This window comes from Anaeromicrobium sediminis (genome assembly GCF_002270055.1).
Taxonomy (GTDB): domain Bacteria; phylum Bacillota; class Clostridia; order Peptostreptococcales; family Thermotaleaceae; genus Anaeromicrobium; species Anaeromicrobium sediminis.
Window position 1 is genome coordinate 161,288 of the sequence record NZ_NIBG01000006.1, and the last position, 20,580, is coordinate 181,867.

At 34.6% G+C, this 20,580-nt stretch carries 21 protein-coding genes; 19 read left to right on the top strand and 2 right to left on the bottom strand.

Going from position 1 to position 20,580, the window contains the following annotated elements; genetic code table 11:
• Window positions 1–102: 102 nt before the first annotated feature.
• From allB to ade (CCE28_RS09230), 18 genes are all read left to right on the top strand, one after another.
• Entirely contained in the window at window positions 103–1,518 is a 1,416-nt protein-coding gene (gene allB, locus CCE28_RS09145) for an allantoinase AllB (protein ID WP_095133192.1), read from the top strand.
• Between the two features lie 57 nt (window positions 1,519–1,575).
• Window positions 1,576–2,178 carry a cysteine hydrolase family protein gene (locus CCE28_RS09150; RefSeq protein ID WP_095133193.1) on the top strand — a complete coding sequence of 201 codons (603 nt, stop codon included), beginning with the start codon at window positions 1,576–1,578 and terminating at the stop codon, window positions 2,176–2,178.
• Between the two features lie 14 nt (window positions 2,179–2,192).
• Window positions 2,193–2,744 (top strand): UbiX family flavin prenyltransferase, encoded by a 552-nt coding sequence (locus tag CCE28_RS09155; protein WP_095133194.1) that lies wholly within the window; start codon window positions 2,193–2,195, stop codon window positions 2,742–2,744.
• Window positions 2,745–2,915: 171 nt separating this feature from the next.
• Entirely contained in the window at window positions 2,916–4,271 is a 1,356-nt protein-coding gene (locus CCE28_RS09160; RefSeq protein WP_095133195.1) for a UbiD family decarboxylase, read from the top strand.
• A 12-nt stretch (window positions 4,272–4,283) separates the two neighbouring features.
• Window positions 4,284–4,553 (top strand): BMC domain-containing protein, encoded by a 270-nt coding sequence (locus CCE28_RS09165; RefSeq protein WP_095133196.1) that lies wholly within the window; start codon window positions 4,284–4,286, stop codon window positions 4,551–4,553.
• 12 nt (window positions 4,554–4,565) lie between these two features.
• Window positions 4,566–4,928 carry a hypothetical protein gene (locus CCE28_RS09170; RefSeq protein WP_095133197.1) on the top strand — a complete coding sequence of 121 codons (363 nt, stop codon included), beginning with the start codon at window positions 4,566–4,568 and terminating at the stop codon, window positions 4,926–4,928.
• Between the two features lie 22 nt (window positions 4,929–4,950).
• Window positions 4,951–5,310: a BMC domain-containing protein gene (locus CCE28_RS09175; RefSeq protein ID WP_095133198.1), complete on the top strand. Its 360-nt coding sequence runs from the start codon at window positions 4,951–4,953 to the stop codon at window positions 5,308–5,310.
• A gap of 43 nt (window positions 5,311–5,353) precedes the next feature.
• Entirely contained in the window at window positions 5,354–5,629 is a 276-nt protein-coding gene (locus CCE28_RS09180; RefSeq protein WP_095133199.1) for a BMC domain-containing protein, read from the top strand.
• 102 nt (window positions 5,630–5,731) lie between these two features.
• Complete coding sequence (locus CCE28_RS09185; RefSeq protein WP_095133200.1) at window positions 5,732–6,514, top strand: flavoprotein; 783 nt, start codon at window positions 5,732–5,734, stop codon at window positions 6,512–6,514.
• Window positions 6,515–6,643: 129 nt separating this feature from the next.
• The gene (locus tag CCE28_RS09190; RefSeq protein WP_095133201.1) at window positions 6,644–6,931 is read left to right on the top strand and encodes a EutN/CcmL family microcompartment protein; all 288 of its coding nucleotides are present in this window, start codon (window positions 6,644–6,646) and stop codon (window positions 6,929–6,931) included.
• 77 nt (window positions 6,932–7,008) lie between these two features.
• Window positions 7,009–8,820 carry an adenine deaminase gene (gene ade, locus CCE28_RS09195; protein WP_095133203.1) on the top strand — a complete coding sequence of 604 codons (1,812 nt, stop codon included), beginning with the start codon at window positions 7,009–7,011 and terminating at the stop codon, window positions 8,818–8,820.
• Between the two features lie 131 nt (window positions 8,821–8,951).
• Entirely contained in the window at window positions 8,952–10,322 is a 1,371-nt protein-coding gene (locus CCE28_RS09200) for an NCS2 family permease (RefSeq protein WP_095133205.1), read from the top strand.
• Window positions 10,323–10,508: 186 nt separating this feature from the next.
• Window positions 10,509–11,840, top strand: coding sequence for a 5'-deoxyadenosine deaminase (locus CCE28_RS09205; protein ID WP_095133207.1), 1,332 nt, complete (start codon window positions 10,509–10,511; stop codon window positions 11,838–11,840).
• A 43-nt stretch (window positions 11,841–11,883) separates the two neighbouring features.
• Window positions 11,884–12,759, top strand: a complete 876-nt coding sequence (locus CCE28_RS09210) for an FAD binding domain-containing protein (protein ID WP_176461744.1) — start codon at window positions 11,884–11,886, stop codon at window positions 12,757–12,759.
• Between the two features lie 21 nt (window positions 12,760–12,780).
• Window positions 12,781–13,269 (top strand): (2Fe-2S)-binding protein, encoded by a 489-nt coding sequence (locus CCE28_RS09215; protein ID WP_095133210.1) that lies wholly within the window; start codon window positions 12,781–12,783, stop codon window positions 13,267–13,269.
• A complete protein-coding gene (locus CCE28_RS22745) occupies window positions 13,262–14,527 on the top strand; it encodes a xanthine dehydrogenase family protein molybdopterin-binding subunit (protein ID WP_095133212.1) in 1,266 nt (421 codons plus the stop codon). The genes CCE28_RS09215 and CCE28_RS22745 overlap by 8 nt, the downstream gene beginning before the upstream one ends.
• A gap of 1 nt (window position 14,528) precedes the next feature.
• Window positions 14,529–15,515: a xanthine dehydrogenase family protein molybdopterin-binding subunit gene (locus tag CCE28_RS22750; protein WP_095133216.1), complete on the top strand. Its 987-nt coding sequence runs from the start codon at window positions 14,529–14,531 to the stop codon at window positions 15,513–15,515.
• 8 nt (window positions 15,516–15,523) lie between these two features.
• On the top strand, window positions 15,524–17,245 hold the full coding sequence (gene ade, locus CCE28_RS09230; protein WP_242972941.1) for an adenine deaminase: 1,722 nt from the start codon (window positions 15,524–15,526) through the stop codon (window positions 17,243–17,245).
• A 54-nt stretch (window positions 17,246–17,299) separates the two neighbouring features.
• Here ade (CCE28_RS09230) and CCE28_RS09235 read toward each other — a convergent pair whose 3' ends face one another.
• Window positions 17,300–17,653, bottom strand: a complete 354-nt coding sequence (locus CCE28_RS09235) for an AAA-type ATPase lid domain-containing protein (protein ID WP_095133220.1) — start codon at window positions 17,651–17,653, stop codon at window positions 17,300–17,302.
• Between the two features lie 15 nt (window positions 17,654–17,668).
• On the bottom strand, window positions 17,669–18,670 hold the full coding sequence (locus tag CCE28_RS09240) for a sigma-54 interaction domain-containing protein (RefSeq protein WP_095133222.1): 1,002 nt from the start codon (window positions 18,668–18,670) through the stop codon (window positions 17,669–17,671).
• A gap of 281 nt (window positions 18,671–18,951) precedes the next feature.
• On the opposite strand from CCE28_RS09240, the gene CCE28_RS09245 reads away from it, so the two are divergent.
• Complete coding sequence (locus tag CCE28_RS09245; protein WP_176461745.1) at window positions 18,952–20,526, top strand: BCCT family transporter; 1,575 nt, start codon at window positions 18,952–18,954, stop codon at window positions 20,524–20,526.
• The last annotated feature ends 54 nt before the right edge of the window (window positions 20,527–20,580 follow it).

Below are 20,580 nucleotides of genomic sequence, written 5' to 3' on the forward strand. Positions count from 1 at the left end.
CTTTAAAGTCTGACATAAATATAGATGACCCAAGATTTACTTTTAGAGTTTTACCATTAGCTATTAGGCAAATAAATATAAAAAAATAAGGGGGACTTACTCATGAATTACGATGTTATTGTAAAAAATGCACGCATACCACAGGGGAATGATACAGTTCTTACAAATATATTAGTGAAGGACGAAAAAATTGTAGGCTTTACATTAGATTTAGATGGTATTCAAGGTAATAAGGTTATAGATGCAGAGGGACATCTTACTCTACCAGGATGCATAGATTCTCATACACATATAAATGACCCTGGATTTACCCATAGAGAAAACTTTTTAACTGGAACCTCTGCAGCAGCAAGTGGTGGAGTTACAACTATAGTTGATATGCCATGTTGCTCCGTACCATCAGTAAGAAGCGTAGAAAACTTAGAACACAAACTTAATGCTATAAAGAATAAGGCCATAGTTGATTATGGTATGTGGGGAGGAGTTACTGGCGAAGACGTTAGAAATGGATGGCTTCATAATGTTAAAGAACAAGCTGATTACGGTGTTTTAGCGTTTAAAGTTTATATGACTCCTTCAGTTCCAACATATCCAAGGGTTACTGATCCTGAAATGCTTGAAGCTTTCAAGGCTGTAGCAGAAACTGGGCTTCCAATAGGAATTCACGCTGAAAACTTTGCAATGTGCGATTTCTATGTTAAGAAGTTTGAAAAAGAAGGAAGAACTGATGGTCCTGCATGGGCTGAAGCGAGAATGACTTTAGCTGAAAAGGTTGCCATTGAGTTAGGTATTAGCTTTGCTGAAGAAGCAGGAGCTAGATTACATATAGTTCACATGAGTACTGGAGTCGGTGCAAAACTAGTTGGAGATGCAAAGAAAAGAGGATTAGATGTTACTGCTGAAACTTGCCCTCACTACTTAACTCTAAATTATAAAGATGCAATGACAGAATTCATGCAGTTTGCAAAAATTGCTCCTCCACTTAGAACTAAGTCAGATAATGAAGAACATTGGAAGGCGCTACAAGATGGTAGAATCGACTTCGTAGCCACAGATCATGCTCCATATGAAATACCTACTGAGAAAGAAGCGGAAGGAATGCATATATGGAATGCTTTTCCAGGAATTCCAGGAGTAGAGACTATGGTTCCAATGATAGTAAGTGAAGGATACAATAAGGGCAGATTGAGCTTGAGCAGATTAGTAGAGGTACTTTGCAGTAGTCCAGCAAAACACTATGGAATATATCCTAAGAAAGGTGCCATGTTCATTGGATCAGATGCCGACTTTACTATTATAGACTTGGAAAAAGAATGGACTATAGACAAGGACAAAATGTATACAATGGCTAAGTATACTCCTTTCCATGGCTATAAATTAAAGGGTAAGCCAGTTAAAACAGTAGTTAGAGGTAAATTAGTTTATGATGATGAATCTGGAATCGTTGGAGAAGAAGGATATGGAGAGTTCATAAGAAGACAAAATATTCAAAAGCTTGATAAGGCCATTAAATACTAAGTTACAGGTAAGTTAGATATTTATTGCTCAATAAAAATTAAATTTGGAGGGATTAATATGCCAAGACACGCCATAGTTGTAATAGATATGTTAAATGATTTTGTTGGAGAGAAGGCTCCACTGAGATGTCCGGGAGCTGATGATATTATACCTGATTTACAAAAATTATTTAAATGGGTTAGACAGAGAGAAAATGATGATATCCATCTAGTTCATATTCAAGAGGCTCATAGAAAGAATGATGCTGACTTTAGAGTTAGACCTGTTCACGCTGTTAAAGGTACATGGGGTTCTGACTTTATAGAGGAGCTTTACCCTGAGGGAGATGAGTATATAGTTCCTAAGAGAAGACATAGTGGATTTGCCCATACTGATCTTGACCTTTATTTGAGAGAAGAAAATATAGATACAGTAGTAGTTACAGGGGTTTGGACTAATGTGTGTGTAAGAAGTACTGCTTCTGATGCTTTATATAATGCTTATAAGGTTATCACATTAAGTGATGGTTGTGCATCAAAAACTAAAGAAATGCATGAATATGGATTAAATGATTTAAGTATATTTACAAAGGTAATGAGTATTGATGAATATATTGAATCATGGGAAAAGGGTCTTGATCCATGGATTGGTGGAGGAGACAAAGAAAACAAAGTTGAGTAAAGGGAGACAAAACTATGAAGATAATAGTTGGGATGACAGGAGGAAGCTGCTCTTTATATGGAGTAGCCCTCCTTAAGGCTCTCGAACAGCTAGGTATCGAGACTCATTTAATTGTATCAAGGATGGGAGAGTATGTTACTAAGCATGAATGTGACATAGACATAAGTGAATTAAAGTCAATGGCAACCTATTTTCATGAAATTAATGACTTAGCAGCACCTGTTGCTAGTGGCTCCTTCAAAGCTGATGGAATGATAATAATACCTTGTTCCATGAATACCTTAGGAGCTATTGCGAGTGGCTTAAGTTTAAATTTGATTCATAGAGCAGCAGATGTAACTATTAAAGAAGGTAGAAAGCTGGTTATAGTACCTAGAGAAACACCTCTTAGTGTAATACATCTTGAAAATATGCTGAAGCTCGCTAGGATAGGAGTGAAAATTGTCCCAGCGTCCCCAGGCTTTTACCATAACCCTCAAACAATAGGTGATTTAGTGAATATCATGGTGGGGAGAGTGTTAGATCAGTTAGGTATAGAAGCAAACCTTTTTGAAAGATGGAAGTAGGCTGTCAAATGTGTTTTACACGCAATAAATAATTAATAATGTCTAGGTCATTCTAATAGGTCAATTAAAAAATTTATTTAAAATACCTAAAAGGATGACCTTGACCCCCTAAGAACTGAGAGCTAGGAGCTAACAAAGTGTCAAAGGAACCTTTGTTATAGGAGTGATCAAATGGAAAGGCAAATGTTAAGAGCTGATTTAGAAAAATTAAGGAAAAATGAAAAACTTTTAGTATGTGACAAAGAAGTTGACCCCAAATATGAATTGGGAGCTGTTCTTAAACACTTTAGCAATAAAAAACCAATATTATTTAACAATTTAAAGGGAAGTAAATTATCCATTATAGGAGGCATGTTTGGAGACCGACATATATTCTATGACATGCTAGGTACAAACCATGAAAAGCGAATTTTCAAGTTCATGGATACAATAGTCAATCCCCAAAGGACCAAACTACTTGATAATGGTCCTATAAAAGAAAATATCATTACTAGAAATATAGATATATCAAATACTTTTCCAATACCAACATTCCATGAAAATGATTCGTCATCATTTATTACAGCAGGAATAGTAGTGATTAGAGATCCAGAAACTGGAAATCGATACACCTCTATTAGAAGGCTTCAGGTAAATGGTGGGGACAATCTCAGCATTTTAATTGCATCACCAATGTTCACAAATCAATTAAAGGAACTAAAAGGTAAGAAAAAAGACCTGGAGGTTGCAGTAATATTAGGTTATGATTACCCATTTCTTTTAGCATCACAACTCAGTAGTGAACTTTATGGCGTGGATAAATATGAAGTAGATAGTGCTCTAAGGGGCGAGCCACTAGAACTAGTTAAATGCCATACAATCGATTTAGAGGTTCCTGCCCATTGTGAGATAGTATTTGAAGGGGTTATACCCCATGACAGAGAGGTGCAAGAGGGTCCCTTTGGTGAGTTAATGGGATACTATGGAAAGGTAGCTAATCATCCTGTTATAGAGGTTAAAGCAGTTATGTTTAGAAATAATCCAATCTTTCAAGTTTCATTTCCTTGTAGGGAAGAGCATCTTTCAAATGGCTTGATAAGGGAAGTTGAACTGTATATGCATGTTAGGAAATTTGCCGACGTTAAGGATGTAAATGTGACCATCGGTGGTGGATGCAGATTCCATGGAATTGTTTCAATCAACAAGAAGCAAGAGGGAGATGGCAAGGGTGTTATTTTAGGAGCACTTGGAAGCAATAAGGATTTAAAGCACGTGATTGTTGTGGATGATGATATAGACATTTTTAACGGAGATGATATAGAGGGGGCTCTTGCAACAAGAGTTCAAGGATCAAGGGATGTAGTAATGATAAATGGAGCCCATGGTTCAGGGCTAGATCCTTCACATAATATGAGGGGGATTACTGATAAGATAGGGATTGATGCAACAAAGCCACTAGGAGAAAATGGAATGAAGTTTAATAAGGCAATAATTCCTGGATATGAAAAGATAGATATAGAAAAATATTTCCCCAATTTAAAGGATTAAGGGGGTTTGTAAATGAGGCAAGCAATTGGATTCTTCGAGATTAGGAGCAAGGTAGCCGCAATACAGGCTGCAGATACTATGCTCAAGACCGCCGATGTAAGGATAAAGGATTTTAATTTAGTAGGTTCCGGAGTGATTTCAGTTATTATTGAAGGGGATGTAGCCGCAGTAAGAGCTGCAATTGAGAATGCAAAGGCTACAGCTGGAAATATGGCTGAGGTAATATCCATTAATGTAATACCTAGGCCTAATGAAGAAGTTGACAAATTATTTGGCGAGTAATGGGGTGGTAGCATGTCAAATGAATTAACTAGAGTAATTATGAAAAATATTGTTGATAGGTGTTCAGATAATAAAAGAAATGATACATCTAAAATACATATTGGCAATAGAGACGTGAATATGCTAAGGAATATTATTCATAAGGAAAATAGTATAAGTGTAAAAGTGGAAGCTAATACAAAACTTGAAGGCAGAGATTCAAGAAAGCGTATTACATTAGATGAGCTCATAAATAAAAGTGTAGGAGATAATAAATCCTCAAAAGGCTCAGAAAATGAAAAAATTAAAGATTCCTATACAAAAGGAATTAATAAAGTAAGTTTAGAAGACATAGTTCCAAAGGTTTCTTTAACTTCCATTGGGAAGAAAAGATAGAAGTTTGGAGGTGTAAGGCTTTATGGGTATGGCACTAGGACTTATAGAGACCGTAGGACTATCGGCAGCAGCGGCAGCCTTGGATGCAGCAGCAGATACTGCTGATGTAAAGCTTGCTGGATATGAAAAGGTTATAGGTGTAGGTAAATCTGTAAGTGTAACCATAAATCTAGTTGGTGAAGTAGCATCAGTACAGGCTGCAGTTGAATATGGAGTTAAGGCTGCTGAAAAGGTGGGCACAGTCTTATCATCTAAAGTAATACCAAGACCCCACGAAGATGTGGATAAACTAATAGACATGTTTAACAAAAATATCAAAAAAGATAAAAAGAAAGAAGTTGAGAAAAAACAAACTGATGAAAGAAATGAAAATGAAGAATAAAAGGAAAGTAACTTAAAAAAATAAAACTAAGGAGGTCATTTATATGAGTCAAGCATTAGGTTTAGTTGAAACTAAAGGTTTAGTAGGAGCTATAGAGGCAGCAGATGCCATGGTTAAAGCAGCCAATGTAACAATAGTAAGTTATGAGAAGATAGGTTTTGGACTAGTAACAGTTATGGTAAGAGGAGATGTAGGGGCGGTTAAAGCAGCTACAGATGCAGGAGCAGAAGCGGCTAGATCAGTAGGAGAACTTCATTCTATACACGTAATTCCACGTCCACACGCTGAAGTTGAAAGAGTTATATTAAATAAAGAATAGGGATGTGTGAAGGGAAAATGTTGAAAGTTAAGGAAAGTTTTATTTTGATTAATGATCAACATTTTACCTATAACATTCAACTTCTAAAAGGGAGATATTTTCATGTCTAATAAAGAATTAATAATGAAGGTTCTTGGAGATATCACCACAAGAATAAATAGTCAAAGTATAGAACCAAGAAAAAACCTTAAAGTAGAAAAAGAAAAAATTTTAGTATTATTTACAGGGAGCAATTTCCAGATTAATAAGGCCCTTGATGGCCTAAAGAAGCTTAAAGAAAATGATTATTCATTGACTTTATGCTTCTCAAAGAATGGAGGAGAAATACTTGATATTCAAGGAATCTCAGATTTATTAAGGGTAGATAAACTTTACTTAGAAGAGGATAAGAATAATTATTTAGAGATAATAAAATCCTCAGATATGGTCATAGTACCTGTCCTAACGCAAAACACCTTGGCAAAGGTAGCTGTAGGAATACAGGATAGCTTCATATCGGGCCTATTATGGCAACTCTTATGGTCTGGAAAAAAGGTGTTTGTTAATCCAAATTCTGCATTAGATAAAAACAATATGCCCTGTGAAAATAAAAAAATGCTTAAGCTAATAAATAATCATGTGGAAAGATTAAGGGAATTTGGAGCAAAAATTATAAATGATTATAACTATATGTCATATATGAATAAGGAACCAGAAAAATTAAGATATGACAATAGTAAGGAAGGAAAGAATGAAAGAGTAGGTTTTAAGAAGGTAGTAACCGAAAAAGACGTTTTGAATTTAGTAGGTACATCGAATGAATTAGTTATTGATAAAAGGACGATTATAACTCCACTAGCTAAAGATGTAGCTAAAGAAAAGGAAGTAAAAATTTTACGGAAATAAATTAGGAGTAAAATTTTTGGAGAAAGCCACTGCCTCTTATGACCTGAAAGAATGACTTTTACAAGCTAAGAGATGAGAGCTAGGCGCTAACAAAGCCTCGTCAGATGCTTTGTTTGAAGGAGAGATTCTATGTATACAGGAGTAGTAATTGGAACGGTTGTAGCTACAAGAAAGGATGAAAGGCTCGTTGGTAGTAAATTGTTGATAACACAACCCCTAAATATTAACAAAAAACCTATTGGAGAGCCAATAATTACTGTAGATACAGTTGGAGCAGGTATTGGAGAATATGTAATATTTACTAAGGGAACAGCAGCCCGTTATGCTGCTAGAAAGAATGATGCTCCCATAGATGCTGCAATTATTGGAATAATTGATAATGTTGATATATATTTGGATGTATTTGACAAGAAATAAACATAGATAACTTAGGTTCAAAAATATATTTAAATACTTTTTTAAAATCTAGGAACTTTAGAAAGGCGGTGATGGGAATGAAGCCAGATGTTATAAAAAAGGCTATGGAATATAGAGAGCTTATTGATGTACTCATGTCAGATTTTAATTATGCTGACATAGTTTTATACGGCGGAAATGTAATTAATGTAATCACTAGAGAAGCTTATAAGGCTGATGTGGCCATAAAGGGTAAGCATATATTAGTGGTTGGAGAATCTGAAAAACTTATTGGCAACGATACATTGGTTATAGATGTAAGTGGAAAATTCATATCACCAGGTTTTATAGATTCTCACATGCATTTTGAGAGTAGTATGCTAACCATATCTGAGTTTTCAAGGCTTTCTATACCTTCAGGGACTACAACTTTAGTGGCAGATCCCCATGAGATAGGAAATGCATTAGGACCTGTAGGCATGTTAGCCATGGCAGATGAAGCTAGTGTCACACCCAATCATGTGCACTTAGTAGTACCTGCCTTGACTCCAGATTGTCCTCAACTTGAAACTGCTGGAGTAGATGTTAGCTCCAAGGACATGGCCATGCTTTTAAACTATAAGAATATAATTGGTATTGGAGAACTTCAAGGATTTAGTAATGCTAAACATGTATATAGAAATACTCCAGAAATAATAACTGATTTAGTAGCTTCAACTACCTATGCTACAAGTATAGGTAAGGTTGTAGATGGAAATGCTCCTGAATTATTTGGAAGTGAGCTTGCAGCCCATATTATTTCAACAGGTGGCAGATGTTCATGCCATGAGACTACAACTAAGGAAGAGTGTGTAGAAAAGCTTAGACAAGGGGTATATGTTTTCATGAGAGAAGGCTCTACCCAAAGGAATATGGCAGAATGTATAAGAGCCATAACGGAAGATGGTTTAGATTCAAGGAGAGCTATACTTGCTACGGATGATATGGTGGCGGAGGATTTAGAAAATCTAGGTCATATGAATGAAATAGTAAAGAGGACTATAGCTGAGGGAGTGGACCCACTCGAGGCTATACAAATGGTAACAATAAATCCTGCAACATATTTTGGTTTTGACGATAGAGGGGTTTTAGCTCCAGGAAAACTTGCAGATATTGCCATAATAAGTGACTTAAAGAATATGACCATTGATGCAGTATTTGTAGAAGGTAATTTAGTTGCAGCAAAGGGACAAATGGTAATAGATATACCAAAGTACGTATATCCAAATACGGTGAAAAATTCTGTTAAAAGAGGACCAATTTCTAAGGATGATCTGGAAATAAATGCTTCTGGAAGTATGGCTACTGTAAGATGTATAGAGCTTATACCTGACCAAAATCTATCTGGAAGTCTTGAGTTTGATTTGAAGGTGAAAAATGGTGTAGTTTTACCTAATACTTCAGAGGATGTTCTTGGAATAGCCTGTGTTGAAAGATATGGAAGAAACGGTAATATTGGAAAGGCCTTTGTAAAGGGATTTGGTATGACTAGTGGGGCCTTTGCAGAAAGTGTTGCCCATGATACTCATAATATAATCGCTGTGGGTACAAATATGGAAGATATGACACTGGCAGTAAATAGAGTTATAGAAATGGGTGGAGGACTGGCTATTGCAGATAGAGGTAGAATATTAGATGAACTTAGATTGCCTGTAGGAGGACTAATAACAGATGAACTTACAGGTAGTGAAGTTAGTAGAAAAATTAAGGAATTAGAAAATACGGTAAAGACTAAGTTAGGATGTAAGGTTCATGCGCCATTCATGCACTTGTCTTTCCTTGCCTTATCAACTAGCCCTAAATGGAAGATTACCGACAAAGGGCTTATAGATGTTAATAATTTTAGGATTTTAGATCCAATAAAAGACTGAGAATAGAGTATATAAGAAAATTAGTGTCATGATCCAAACCCAGATAACCATTAGCAGATAGTTGACTAAAAAGCACTGACTTACAAGTTTTTTAGAAAGGAGGTTTCATCTATAAATTCAGTCAGTAATTTATGAAAATAAAGGAGGGAAAACAATTGTCAAGTTTCACAAAGAATGATGGATTTTTTGAAAGAAAATTTAAGCTTTCGGAGAATAATACAAATGTAAAAACAGAAATCATGGCAGGTATTACTACCTTTATGACCATGGCATATATCCTCATAGTCAACCCATTAACATTATCTGCAACGGGAATGGATTTTGGAGCAGTATTTACAGCTACAGCTGTATCAGCAATATTTGCAACCTTAATAATGGCATTATATGCTAACCTACCTTTTGCATTGGCTCCAGGTATGGGTCTCAATGCTTTCTTTGCTTTTAGTGTTGTTTTAGGCATGGGTTATTCTTGGCAGTTCGCATTAACAGCAGTATTTATAGAAGGTATTATCTTCATTATCCTTACCTTCTTTAATGTTCGTGAAGCAATAATAAATAGTATACCATTAAATCTAAAAAGAGCTGTTTCAGTTGGTATTGGATTATTTATTGCATTAATAGGATTAGTAAATGCAGGCATTATAGTATCGGGTAAATTTCATGTAGGTGATGGAAAACTTGATGGACTTATAGTGAAGTTAGGTGATGTGACTTCTGGTGCACCATTGTTAGGTTTAATTGGATTACTAATTACAGGTGTATTACTTGCAAGAGGAGTTAAAGGAGCTTTATTAATTGGTATATTACTAAGCACAATTATTGGTATACCTATGGGAGTTACTAACGTAGAAGGTTTTAAGCTCATAAGTGCGCCTCCATCACTTACGCCAATTCTGTTTAAGCTTGATTTCTCAAACGTGTTTTCTATGGATATGCTAATTGTATTATTTACCTTCTTATTTGTAGATATGTTTGATACGGTAGGAACGTTGGTTGGAGTAGCAACTAAGGCAGATATGCTCGATGAAAAGGGCACTTTGCCTAGAGCTAAGCAAGCTCTTTTTGCTGATGCTGTAGGAACAACATTAGGAGCCCTTTTAGGAACTAGTACAGTTACTACATATGTTGAAAGTGCTTCAGGTGTTGCAGAAGGTGGAAGAACAGGGTTAACAGCTTTATCAACAGCTGGCATGTTCGCCTTAGCTTTACTATTCTCTCCAGTATTTATTATGATACCAGGAGCAGCAACTGCTCCAGCATTAATTCTTGTTGGTTTGTTCATGATGAGTCCTATTCTTAAGATAGACTTTGATGATTTCACTGAGGCAATTCCAGCATTCTTAGCTATAATAATGATGCCCCTTGCATACAGTATTGCTGAAGGTATAGTATTCGGTATGGTTAGTTATGTGTTACTAAAAACATTAACAGGAAAATCTAAAGAAGTATCTCCATTGATGTATATAATTAGTATACTTTTCGTAATTAAATTCTTTATTTAAATACATAGTGTAAATTTAAAAACCCCTATCTTTTTAGTAAGGGACAGGGGTTTATTAAATTACACTATGTATATAGATTTGTAAATTGCAAACTAGGTTCATTTAAACCTAGTTCAGGAAAAATTTGAATAAACCTAGCTTGGAATTCATAAATCTATAGACTTAATAATTTAAAGGGGGATATATATGTCAACGGTGAAGATTTCTAAAGGAACAATCGTAACTATGAATAAGGGACGAGAAATTTTTAAAGGTGATATCTTTATAAAGGATGATAGGATAGATGAAATTGCCCCATCTATTGAGAGAAATGCAGATATAGAGATAGATGCAGAGGGGAAAGTTATAATTCCTGGACTGATACAGACCCATATCCATCTGACTCAAACATTATTCAAGGGGATGGCAGATGACTTAGAGCTTCTTGATTGGCTAAGAAAAAGAATATGGCCACTAGAAGGAAACCATACTGAGGAAACAAATTATATTTCTGCAAAGCTTGGATTAGCAGAACTTATAAAAAGTGGTACCACATCAATAATAGATATGGAGACAGTAAATCATACTGAAGCTACCCTAAACTCCATAGATGAAAGCGGATTTAGAGCAATAGTAGGTAAATGTATGATGGATTACGGGACAGGTGTTCCAAATAGTCTAATGGAGAATACTGAGGAATCCATAAGGGAGAGTGTTAGGATATTAAAGAAATGGCACAAAAGTAGAAATGGAAGAATTCAGTATGCATTTGCCCCAAGATTTGTTGTTTCGTGTACAGAGGAATTACTGGTTAAGGTTAGGGATTTATCAAAAGAATACGGAGTTATGGTACATACCCATGCGTCAGAGAATAGAGGAGAGATAGAATTAGTTGAAAAGGATAGGGGTATGCGAAACATTAAATATTTGCATAAGCTTGGAATAACAGGAGAAGATCTTATATTAGCCCATTGTGTATGGCTTGATGATGAGGAAATGAGAATATTGGCGGATACGGGAACGAAGGTGGCCCACTGTCCAAATTCTAATTTGAAGTTGGCCTCAGGTATTGCAAAAATTCCAGAGTTACTTAACTTAGGAGCTAATGTATCAATAGGGATTGACGGTGCACCTTGTAACAACAATTTGGATATATTTAGAGAAATGAGGAGTGCAGCACTAATTCAAAAGGCAAGACTTCTTAGTCCTACTGTAATGCCAGCGGAGAAAGTATTTGAGTTAGCCACATTAAATGGAGCTAAAGCAATGGGGATGGAAGATGACCTTGGAAGTTTAGAAGTAGGAAAAAAAGCTGATATTGTAATAATAGATCTTAACAAGATCAGTAATGCACCTAATGCAGGAGCTAATATCATATCACAATTAGTATACTCCGCATCGGCTTCTGATGTTGAAACAACAATTATAGATGGAAAAATTGTTATGAAGGATAGAGAACTTCTAACCTTAAATGAAAAATCAATTATGAGTGATGCAAACAGACTTATTAAAGGACAGATGGATAAGCTTAAAATATGAGTTCATAGGGATTTTAAGAAACATAAAGTGGGGGCGATATTTTGTGGCAATTGAAAAGATTCATAAGGTATCAAATATAGGTGATGCTATAACTCTATTGGAAAAGTATAAAGAAAAGGCAGAACTTTTAGCAGGTGGTACAGATCTATTAGTTCACCTTAGAGAAGAAAAAAACAGAGGAAGCATAATTATAGATATTTCTAATATTAGGGAAATGAAAAAAATAGAGATTAAAGAAAAGGAAATAGTATTAGGGGCTTTAACTACTTTTTCAGAGATAGTCCAAAATGATTATATAAAAGAGAATGTTACAGGCCTTTGGAAGGCGGCAAAGTCAGTGGGATCACCTCAAATAAGAAATATGGGCACCATTGGAGGGAATATTGGCAATGCTTCACCAGCAGCAGATACTGTTCCGCCATTATTAGCATTAGATGCTACTTTGAGGGTGATGAGTAATGATGGAGAAAGAAGTATAAAACTTTGTGAGTTCTATGGAGATAAAGGGGAAACTGCATTAAAACCCAATGAAATGATAATTAGCGTAGGATTCTCTCATCTTAAAAATAGGAGGGAACATATTGGGTTTGAAAAACTTGGAGTAAGAAATGCTTTGGCCATATCAAAAATCAGCTGTGCTGTTTATTTAGAAGTTCAAGATAAATCAATAAATAATATTAGAATTGCTTCGGGAGCATTAGGAGGCTATCCTATTAGGGAATATATTGTTGAAGATTTTATAAAGGGAAAAGTTTTAAGTGATGAATTTATAGAAGTTGCAGCAATGAAATATTCAGAAGCTTTAGAAAAAAGGCTCTCAGGCAGGAACTCCTGGCCATATAAAAAAGAAGCATCAAAGGGCGTTTTTAAGAAAGCAATATATAGTTTAGTTAATAGTTATGATCCTAATAACTCTTAACTAAATAATGGAGGTGATTCCATGATTAATATAGAGGTAAATATTAACGGTGAGGACTATAGGCTTGAAGTGGAGGACGATTTAAGACTGATAGATTTACTGAGGGATAAATTACATCTAACAGGAACAAAAGAAGGTTGTGGTGAGGGTGAATGTGGAGCTTGTACGGTAATACTAGATGGGAAAAGTGTTAACTCATGCTTACTTTTAGTAGCTCAGGTACATGGTAAAAGGATTACAACTATAGAAGGACTAGGAGATGAAAACAATTTACACCCTATACAAAGGGCATTTCTAGAGCAAGGTGCTGTACAGTGTGGGTATTGTATACCAGGAATGGTTTTATCGGCAAAGGCTTTTCTTGATACAAATAGCACACCTAAGAGGGAGGAAATAAGAGAGGCTATTTCAGGCAATTTATGTAGATGTACGGGATATGAAAAAATTATAGATTCCATTGAAAGGGCTTCTGAGTTCATGCAAGAGGAAGGAAGTGAAGCCCGTGAGTGATTTTAGGAATATAGGAAAGAATCTAGTCAGAGTAGATGGAAAACAAAAGATACTTGGAAAAGCAACATATCCAGGAGATTTATATATGGAGGATATGCTTTATGGAGTTACAGTTAGATCAACGGAGCCCCATGCATATTTTTCATTAGACCTGAGTGAGGCACAAAATTTACATGGAGTAGTAAAGATATTGACCCATGAAGATATTACAGGAGAGAATCATCATGGAGTATATTTTAAAGACCATGAGGTATTTTGTAAGAATAAAGTGAGAAGAATCGGTGATCCTCTGGCCTTTATAATTGCCGAAAGTAAAAATATAGCCATCGAAGCAAAAAAACGTATAAAAGTAGAGTATGAGAAGCTACCTACTGTATTTGACCCTAGGGAGGCTATGAAAGGAAATTCTCCTAAAATACATGGGGATAGTAATGTGATTTATCACTATAAATGTAGAAAGGGAGATATAGAGGATGGGTTTGAGAAATGTGATGTAATAGTAGAAAATGAATACAAAACCTCTATGGTAGACCATGTATTTTTGCAAATTGAAAGCGGTTTAGCTTATTTAGAGGATGATGAAACCGTTGTAATATGTGCAGCTACTCAATATCCTCATTTTGATCAGATTGAAATAGCTGAAGCCTTAGGATTGCCTAAAGAAAAGATAAGGATAATAAACCCCGCTGTAGGTGGAGCCTTTGGTGGGCGAGAAGATATAACAATGCAGATACATATTGCTTTAGGAACCCTTCTTACCAAAAGACCAATTAAAGTTGACTATTCTAGAGAAGAATCTTTTTATGCTCATTCTAAAAGACATCCACTTTACATGAAATTTAAAACTGGTGCTGATAACAAAGGAAAATTGGTAGCTATGGAGGCTGAAATAGTTGGCGATACAGGGGCATATGCTTCGTGGGCAGTTAATGTACTTAGAAAAGCGGGAGTTCATGCAACAGGCCCCTATGAAATTCCTAACGTTAAAATTGATAGCTATGCTGTTTATACAAATAATCCCTTTTGCGGAGCAATGAGGGGCTTTGGAGCTACACAGACTCCCGTAGCCTGTGAGCAGCAAATGGATATATTAGCAGAAAAACTAGGTATAAGTCCTATAGAAATGAGACTTAAGAATTGTTTTAGAAATAATAGTACAACTGCAACTGGACAGGTACTTATCGAGAGTGTTCCCCTTGAAAGATGTATAGAAACTGTTGCAAAACAAATGTCATTTAACGAAAGCGAGATGGGGTAATATGAAGAAAAGGGGTAGAGGAATTGCAGCATCATTTTATGGCACAGGCTATGGCAACGGATTCCCAGATGTTTCAGTAGCTATAATTGGATTAGAAGATGATGGAAGAATATCTATTTCTGTTGGAGCTTCTGAAGTAGGGCAAGGAGTCAAAACGATTTTGTGTCAAATAGGAGCTGAGGTTTTAAATCTTAATATTAATGATATTATGCTTATTAATGAAGACAGTAGTAAAACTCCGGATTCTGGTACTGCTGCTGCTAGCAGACAAACCTACAATACGGGAAATGCTGTGAAATTAGGAATGGAATCTTTTAAGAGTAAACTTTTTGAAATAGTTAAGAACGAGTTAAAGCTAAATTCACCTATAGGTTTAGAGGTTGAGGATAATGTTGTTTTTTTGAAAATGTTTCCTGAAAAGAGAATAAGCTTTAAGAAAATAGCTGAGAATCTTAAAAATAAGGGTAAAAAACTAAAAGTAACAGAGCGTTTTGTTGCTCAAACAACTGAAATGGATGCTGAATCGGGACAGGGGGCGCCATATTGGCCCTATACTTTTAATTGTTACGGTGTGGAGGTAGAAGTTGATACAGAAACTGGAAAGGTTGATATTATCAAGGCAGTATGTGCTCATGATGTGGGAAAGGCAATAAATCCCTCCATGGTAGAAGGGCAGATAGATGGGGGATTTGCCATGGGAGTGAGCTATGCTTTATTTGAAGATTTAGGTCTTAAGAATGGAAGGATTAAAAATAATAAGTTTTCAAGATATATTATACCTACAAGCCTTGATATACCAGAGATAGAGAAAATTATTATTGAAGATCCCGAATCAACTGCCCCCTATGGGGCAAAAGGAATTGGAGAACCCGTTATCATACCTGTAGCTCCAGCAATCTTAAATGGAATATATGATGCAGTTGGAGTTAGAATAAGAGATTTACCCGCTACTCCTGAGAAAATTTTAAAGGCTCTTAAAGAAAGGTAGTGATGAATTTGACAGATGACATAAAAAAGAGAATAGATATTGCAGCTGGAAGGAGAGCGGCGGATTTAGTCTTAAAAAATGCGAAAATTGTGGATGTGTTTTCTGAAAGAATAATTGAAGGTGATATAGCAATAAGTAATGAACGAATAGCAGCAATAGGAGAGTATTCTGGAAAAGAGGAAGTGGACCTAAATGGTAAATATGTGGCTCCTGGCCTTATAGATGGACACGTTCATATTGAATCATCAATGGTAACACCTGGTCAATTTGCAAAAGCAATAGTTCCCCATGGAACCACAAGCATAATAGCTGATCCCCATGAAATTGCTAATGTGTGTGGGTTAGATGGAATAGAGTATATTTTGGAGGAGAGCAAGGATATTCCTTTGGATGTATTTGTCATGCTTCCTTCATGTGTGCCATCTACTGCATTTGAAAATTCAGGTGCAAAGCTTTCGGCTAAAGAACTTGAGAAAATGATTCACATAGATAGAGTACTAGGTTTAGGGGAATTAATGGATTACCCTGCTATAATAGGCGGAAATGAAGAGGTTTTGCAAAAGATAAAAATAGCTGGAAATAAAATGAAGGACGGACATGGCCCAGGTATTGATGGAAAAGATCTAAATGCTTATGTAACCTCAGGAATAAAAACAGAGCATGAGTGTACTACTATAGAAGAAATGGAAAATAGAATTAGATTAGGTATGTATGTCTTAGTCAGGGAAGGTTCTGCCGCAAGAAATCTAGAGGTATTAACAAAAGGAATAACTAAGGCTAACCTTAGAAGAATACTTTTTTGTACAGATGATAGGCATCCAGAAGATATATTAAATGACGGACATATTGATAATAACATTAGGTTAGCTATAAAGAATGGAATTGATCCAATTTCTGCAATTAAGGTTGCATCATTAAATGCAGCTGAATGTTATAGATTATATGATAGAGGAGCCGTTGCTCCAGGCTATATGGCAGACTTAATAGTTATAGATGACATTAAAAAATTTAACATAGAAAAAGTTTTAAAAAATGGTAAGATAGTTGCTAAAAATGGTAAATCATTATTCAAGGTTAAATCTAAGAAGGATTCAAAAATAATGAATACTGTAAATCTAAAGCAGATAGATAAGGATATGTTAAAAATAAAACTTAGTAGTGGCATTGTCAATGTAATGAGATTGATTCCCCACAGCCTAGTAACTCAGAAGGTTGTTAGAAAGGTAGATACAGAAGATAGTTACTTTAAATACAACCACATGCTTGATATTTTAAAGCTAGTAGTTGTTGAAAGACATAAGGGTACGGGTAATATTGGTCTTGGCCTTGTTGAGAACTTTAATCTTAAAGATGGCGCTATAGCTTCAACTGTTGCCCATGATTCACATAATCTTATTGTGGTTGGTGATAACGATGAGGATATTCTTTTGGCAATTAAAGAACTAGGAGAAATAGGTGGTGGAATTACAATTTGTTCCAAAGGAAAGGTCTTAAAATCATTACCTCTTCCTATAGGAGGCTTAATATCTGATAAAGCTTTGGACGAAGTAAGTCTCCAACTTAAGGAAATGTTAAAAATAGCCTATGGTATGGGTGTAAATAAAGATATTGATCCATTTATGACATTGGCATTTCTTGCACTTCCTGTAATTCCAGAGCTAAAGCTTACGGATGTGGGACTATTTGATGTGACGAAATTTGATTTTATAGATATAAGTGTGAAGAATTAAAAAAATGACCTATAGGTCATTTTTTTAATTTCATATTTTAAATACATCGATTATTTATTCTTTAATATATCTTCTAATTAATCTGTATGCTTTAGATTGACTAATTCCAATATTTTTTGAAACGGAGACGGAAGTTTTATATTTTGAATATGCAGATTTTATTAATTTCTCCTCATACTCTTCCAAATACTCTTTAAAATTTTTATTTTTAAAATCAAATTCTGTTTCGTCCTTTTTTAAAACAGGAGTTATGGAAAAAAGAGTCTTTGGTAAATGTTCCACGTCTATTATGAAAACATCTACTATTACTACAAGTCTTTCTATAACATGTTTAAGTTCCCTAACATTTCCCTTCCAAGGATATTTGCATAGAATATCTAGGGCCTCTTTAGAAAAATCATGTTCCAATCCATATTTATTATTTTATTCATGTAAAAAATGATATATTAAAGCTTCTATATCATTACCTCTTTCTCGCAAAGGAGGAATAGAAACTTCAAAAACATTTAATCTATAATATAAATCCTCTCTAAACCTTCCAATCTCCACCATTTTCTTTAAATCAATATTTGTAGCGGTTATTATTCTTACATCAACTTTTTCAGGAGAGCTTGCCCCAATTGGAGTAAATTCTTTACTTTGAAGTACGTGAAGTAACTTTGCTTGGGAACCATAGGATAACTCACTTATTTCATCTAAAAAAATTGTACCCTTGTGAGCTTGTTTAAAAAGTCCTGTTTTTCCTGTGGCTACCGCCCCGGTAAAAGCCCCTTTTGTATAACCGAACAATTGACTTTCAATTAAATTCTCTGGAAGGCTTGCGCAATTAATGCTAACAAAATTTTCAGATTTTCTTTCGCTTATATTATGTATATATTTTGCAAGCATAGTTTTTCCTGTACCACTTTCTCCTGTTATAAGTACAGTTGCATCAATTCTACAAATTTTTTGAACTAGCTTCATCATATTAGACATGGAAGTGCTATTAAAAAAAATAGAATCAGATACATTTGTATCCACGTCATTAAGTTCTATAGCATTACTTGAAGGAATGTGAAAATCAGAATTATCAAGGAGGTGACGAACATTTAAAATTACATACTTTATATTATTATAAATATCAAATATGGGAGTTGCTATTTGTATAGTTGAATTTGTAGGAGTATTTTGTCTTGAAATATATGTAGATTTATTTTTATAAACAAGGGGAAGAAGTCTTGGATCCCAGTCTTTTTCATAAAATTCTTCTAAATCATTTTTTCCAATATAACTTTTTGCTAACTTACCAAAATTTCGCTCAGTAGCACTATTTGTATAAATTATTGTATAATTATTATCGTATATCCAAACTGCTTCATAAAAATTGTCTACTAAATTCAAAAATTCGTCATAATTTATTCCGTAAATATTTTCCAAATAATTCATATTATTCCAACCCTCCTCTTGTTGAAATTATAACTTATACTTATAATTAAGTCAAAATTGAATACACAATTTATTCAAAAATGACTAAATAGTCAAAATAGAATAAAATAATATTCTTTTTCTTGAATTTTCCAAAGAACTTTATTGGCATATATTTTGCAATATTAATAGTCATAAAAAGGAGTTTAAAAAACTAAAAAAGGAGTGATATATGTAAAAAAATTATTTTAGGAATAGAGAAAATGGTTGTCACAGTTTTAATAGTAAAGGGGGATCAACTTATGAGTGAAAAGGTAAAAAAAGAAATGAATTCTAATTTAGAGGGGAAATTAGATAAACACATATTTTTTGGTGCATTAGCAATTTTATTATTAATTGCAATTCCAATAATAGTAAATCCAGATAAAAGTGCTGAGATTGTAAATTCTATTCATGCTTACATAACTTACAATTATGGTTTTTATTTTCTGTGGTTTGGATTAGCCAGTATTACTTTTGTTCTGTATATTTCTTTTAGTAGATACGGAGATATTATTCTTGGGGATAAAGACTCAAAACCTGAATTTAGAACTTTTTCGTGGGTTGCCATGCTTTTTTGTGCTGGTGTTGGTGGCGGAGTAGTTTATTGGGGAATTATTGAGTGGGCTAGTTATTATGCTGCGCCACCTTTAGGTGCTGAATTTGGAACTTGGCAAGCAGCAGAAATTGCAGCATCTTATGGACCTTTTCATTGGGGACCTTCTGCGTGGGCAATTTATGCAGTTACAAGTTGTGCTGTTGGATACATTCTTTATGTGCGAAAAGGAAATGTTCTTAAATTAAGTGAAGCTTGTAGAGGTGCAATTGGTAATAAAGCTGATGGAATTTTAGGAAAAGTTATAGATATAGCTTTTATTTTTGGATTAATTGGTGGTGTTGCAACTTCTTTGGGACTTGGAACCCCTTTAGTAACAGCTTGTCTTCATAGTGTTTTTGGAATTGAAGAAACTTTATTTGTTAAAATTGCAGTTTTATTTTGTGTAACGGCGATTTTTGGAGTAAGCGCTTACTTAGGTTTGAAAAAAGGGATAAAAGTTCTTAGTGATATCAATGTAATTTTAACTTTTGTTCTTTTATTATTTGTTTTATTCGTTGGAGATACGTTTTTCCTTATAAATATGGGCACAACTGTTATAGGATATGTTGCACAAAATTTCATGAGAATGAGTACTTGGCTTGACCCTGTAGGAAATAGTGGATTTCCTCAAGGCTGGACAGTCTTTTATTGGGCTTGGTGGATGTCTTTTGCCCCTTTCCAAGGCATGTTTTTTGCTAGAATTTCTAGAGGAAGAACTATTAGACAAATGCTTCTAGGAACTATATTGTGGGGAAGTTTAGGTTGCTTTATGTTTTTTACAATCTTAGGGAATTATGGATTATCTTTACAGGTAACCGGAAAATTAGATGTAATGGCATCTTTGGCAAATGAAGGTACTCCTACAACTATTGTGGCAATAATGGAAAGTCTCCCTGTTGGAAAATTAATTGTATTTATTGTAGGTTTACTTACAACTATATTTTTAGCAACAACATATGACTCTACTTCATACATTTTAGCCTCTTGTTCCCAACTGAAATTAGATAAAGATGGGGAGCCTTTAAGATGGTTAAGACTTTTTTGGGCATTTTCACTGGGACTAATACCTTTAGGGTTTATAATGATTGGTTCACCATTACAACCTCTTCAAACTTTATCAATAGCATTAGGATTACCTGTAAGTTTTGTAATTATATTAGCGGCAATATCATTTATAAAAATGGTAAAAGCTGACCAAGAAAAAGGAATTATAAACTTAAGAGAAAAAAATAGATTTTAAAAAATGAAAACTTAGAATCAAAATAGTTTCTTGAAAAGTTGAGAAGGAGGAATT

Excerpts from the sequence above, each read along its gene's own strand:
- allB (WP_095133192.1), top strand. The coding sequence starts at position 103 with ATGAATTACGATGTTATTGTAAAAAATGCACGCATACCACAGGGGAAT.
- CCE28_RS09150 (WP_095133193.1), top strand. The coding sequence starts at position 1,576 with ATGCCAAGACACGCCATAGTTGTAATAGATATGTTAAATGATTTTGTT.
- CCE28_RS09155 (WP_095133194.1), top strand. The coding sequence starts at position 2,193 with ATGAAGATAATAGTTGGGATGACAGGAGGAAGCTGCTCTTTATATGGA.
- CCE28_RS09160 (WP_095133195.1), top strand. The coding sequence starts at position 2,916 with ATGGAAAGGCAAATGTTAAGAGCTGATTTAGAAAAATTAAGGAAAAAT.
- CCE28_RS09165 (WP_095133196.1), top strand. The coding sequence starts at position 4,284 with ATGAGGCAAGCAATTGGATTCTTCGAGATTAGGAGCAAGGTAGCCGCA.
- CCE28_RS09170 (WP_095133197.1), top strand. The coding sequence starts at position 4,566 with ATGTCAAATGAATTAACTAGAGTAATTATGAAAAATATTGTTGATAGG.
- CCE28_RS09175 (WP_095133198.1), top strand. The coding sequence starts at position 4,951 with ATGGGTATGGCACTAGGACTTATAGAGACCGTAGGACTATCGGCAGCA.
- CCE28_RS09180 (WP_095133199.1), top strand. The coding sequence starts at position 5,354 with ATGAGTCAAGCATTAGGTTTAGTTGAAACTAAAGGTTTAGTAGGAGCT.
- CCE28_RS09185 (WP_095133200.1), top strand. The coding sequence starts at position 5,732 with ATGTCTAATAAAGAATTAATAATGAAGGTTCTTGGAGATATCACCACA.
- CCE28_RS09190 (WP_095133201.1), top strand. The coding sequence starts at position 6,644 with ATGTATACAGGAGTAGTAATTGGAACGGTTGTAGCTACAAGAAAGGAT.
- ade (WP_095133203.1), top strand. The coding sequence starts at position 7,009 with ATGAAGCCAGATGTTATAAAAAAGGCTATGGAATATAGAGAGCTTATT.
- CCE28_RS09200 (WP_095133205.1), top strand. The coding sequence starts at position 8,952 with ATGAAAATAAAGGAGGGAAAACAATTGTCAAGTTTCACAAAGAATGAT.
- CCE28_RS09205 (WP_095133207.1), top strand. The coding sequence starts at position 10,509 with ATGTCAACGGTGAAGATTTCTAAAGGAACAATCGTAACTATGAATAAG.
- CCE28_RS09215 (WP_095133210.1), top strand. The coding sequence starts at position 12,781 with ATGATTAATATAGAGGTAAATATTAACGGTGAGGACTATAGGCTTGAA.
- CCE28_RS22750 (WP_095133216.1), top strand. The coding sequence starts at position 14,529 with ATGAAGAAAAGGGGTAGAGGAATTGCAGCATCATTTTATGGCACAGGC.
- CCE28_RS09240 (WP_095133222.1), bottom strand. The coding sequence starts at position 18,670 with ATGAATTATTTGGAAAATATTTACGGAATAAATTATGACGAATTTTTG.
- CCE28_RS09245 (WP_176461745.1), top strand. The coding sequence starts at position 18,952 with ATGAGTGAAAAGGTAAAAAAAGAAATGAATTCTAATTTAGAGGGGAAA.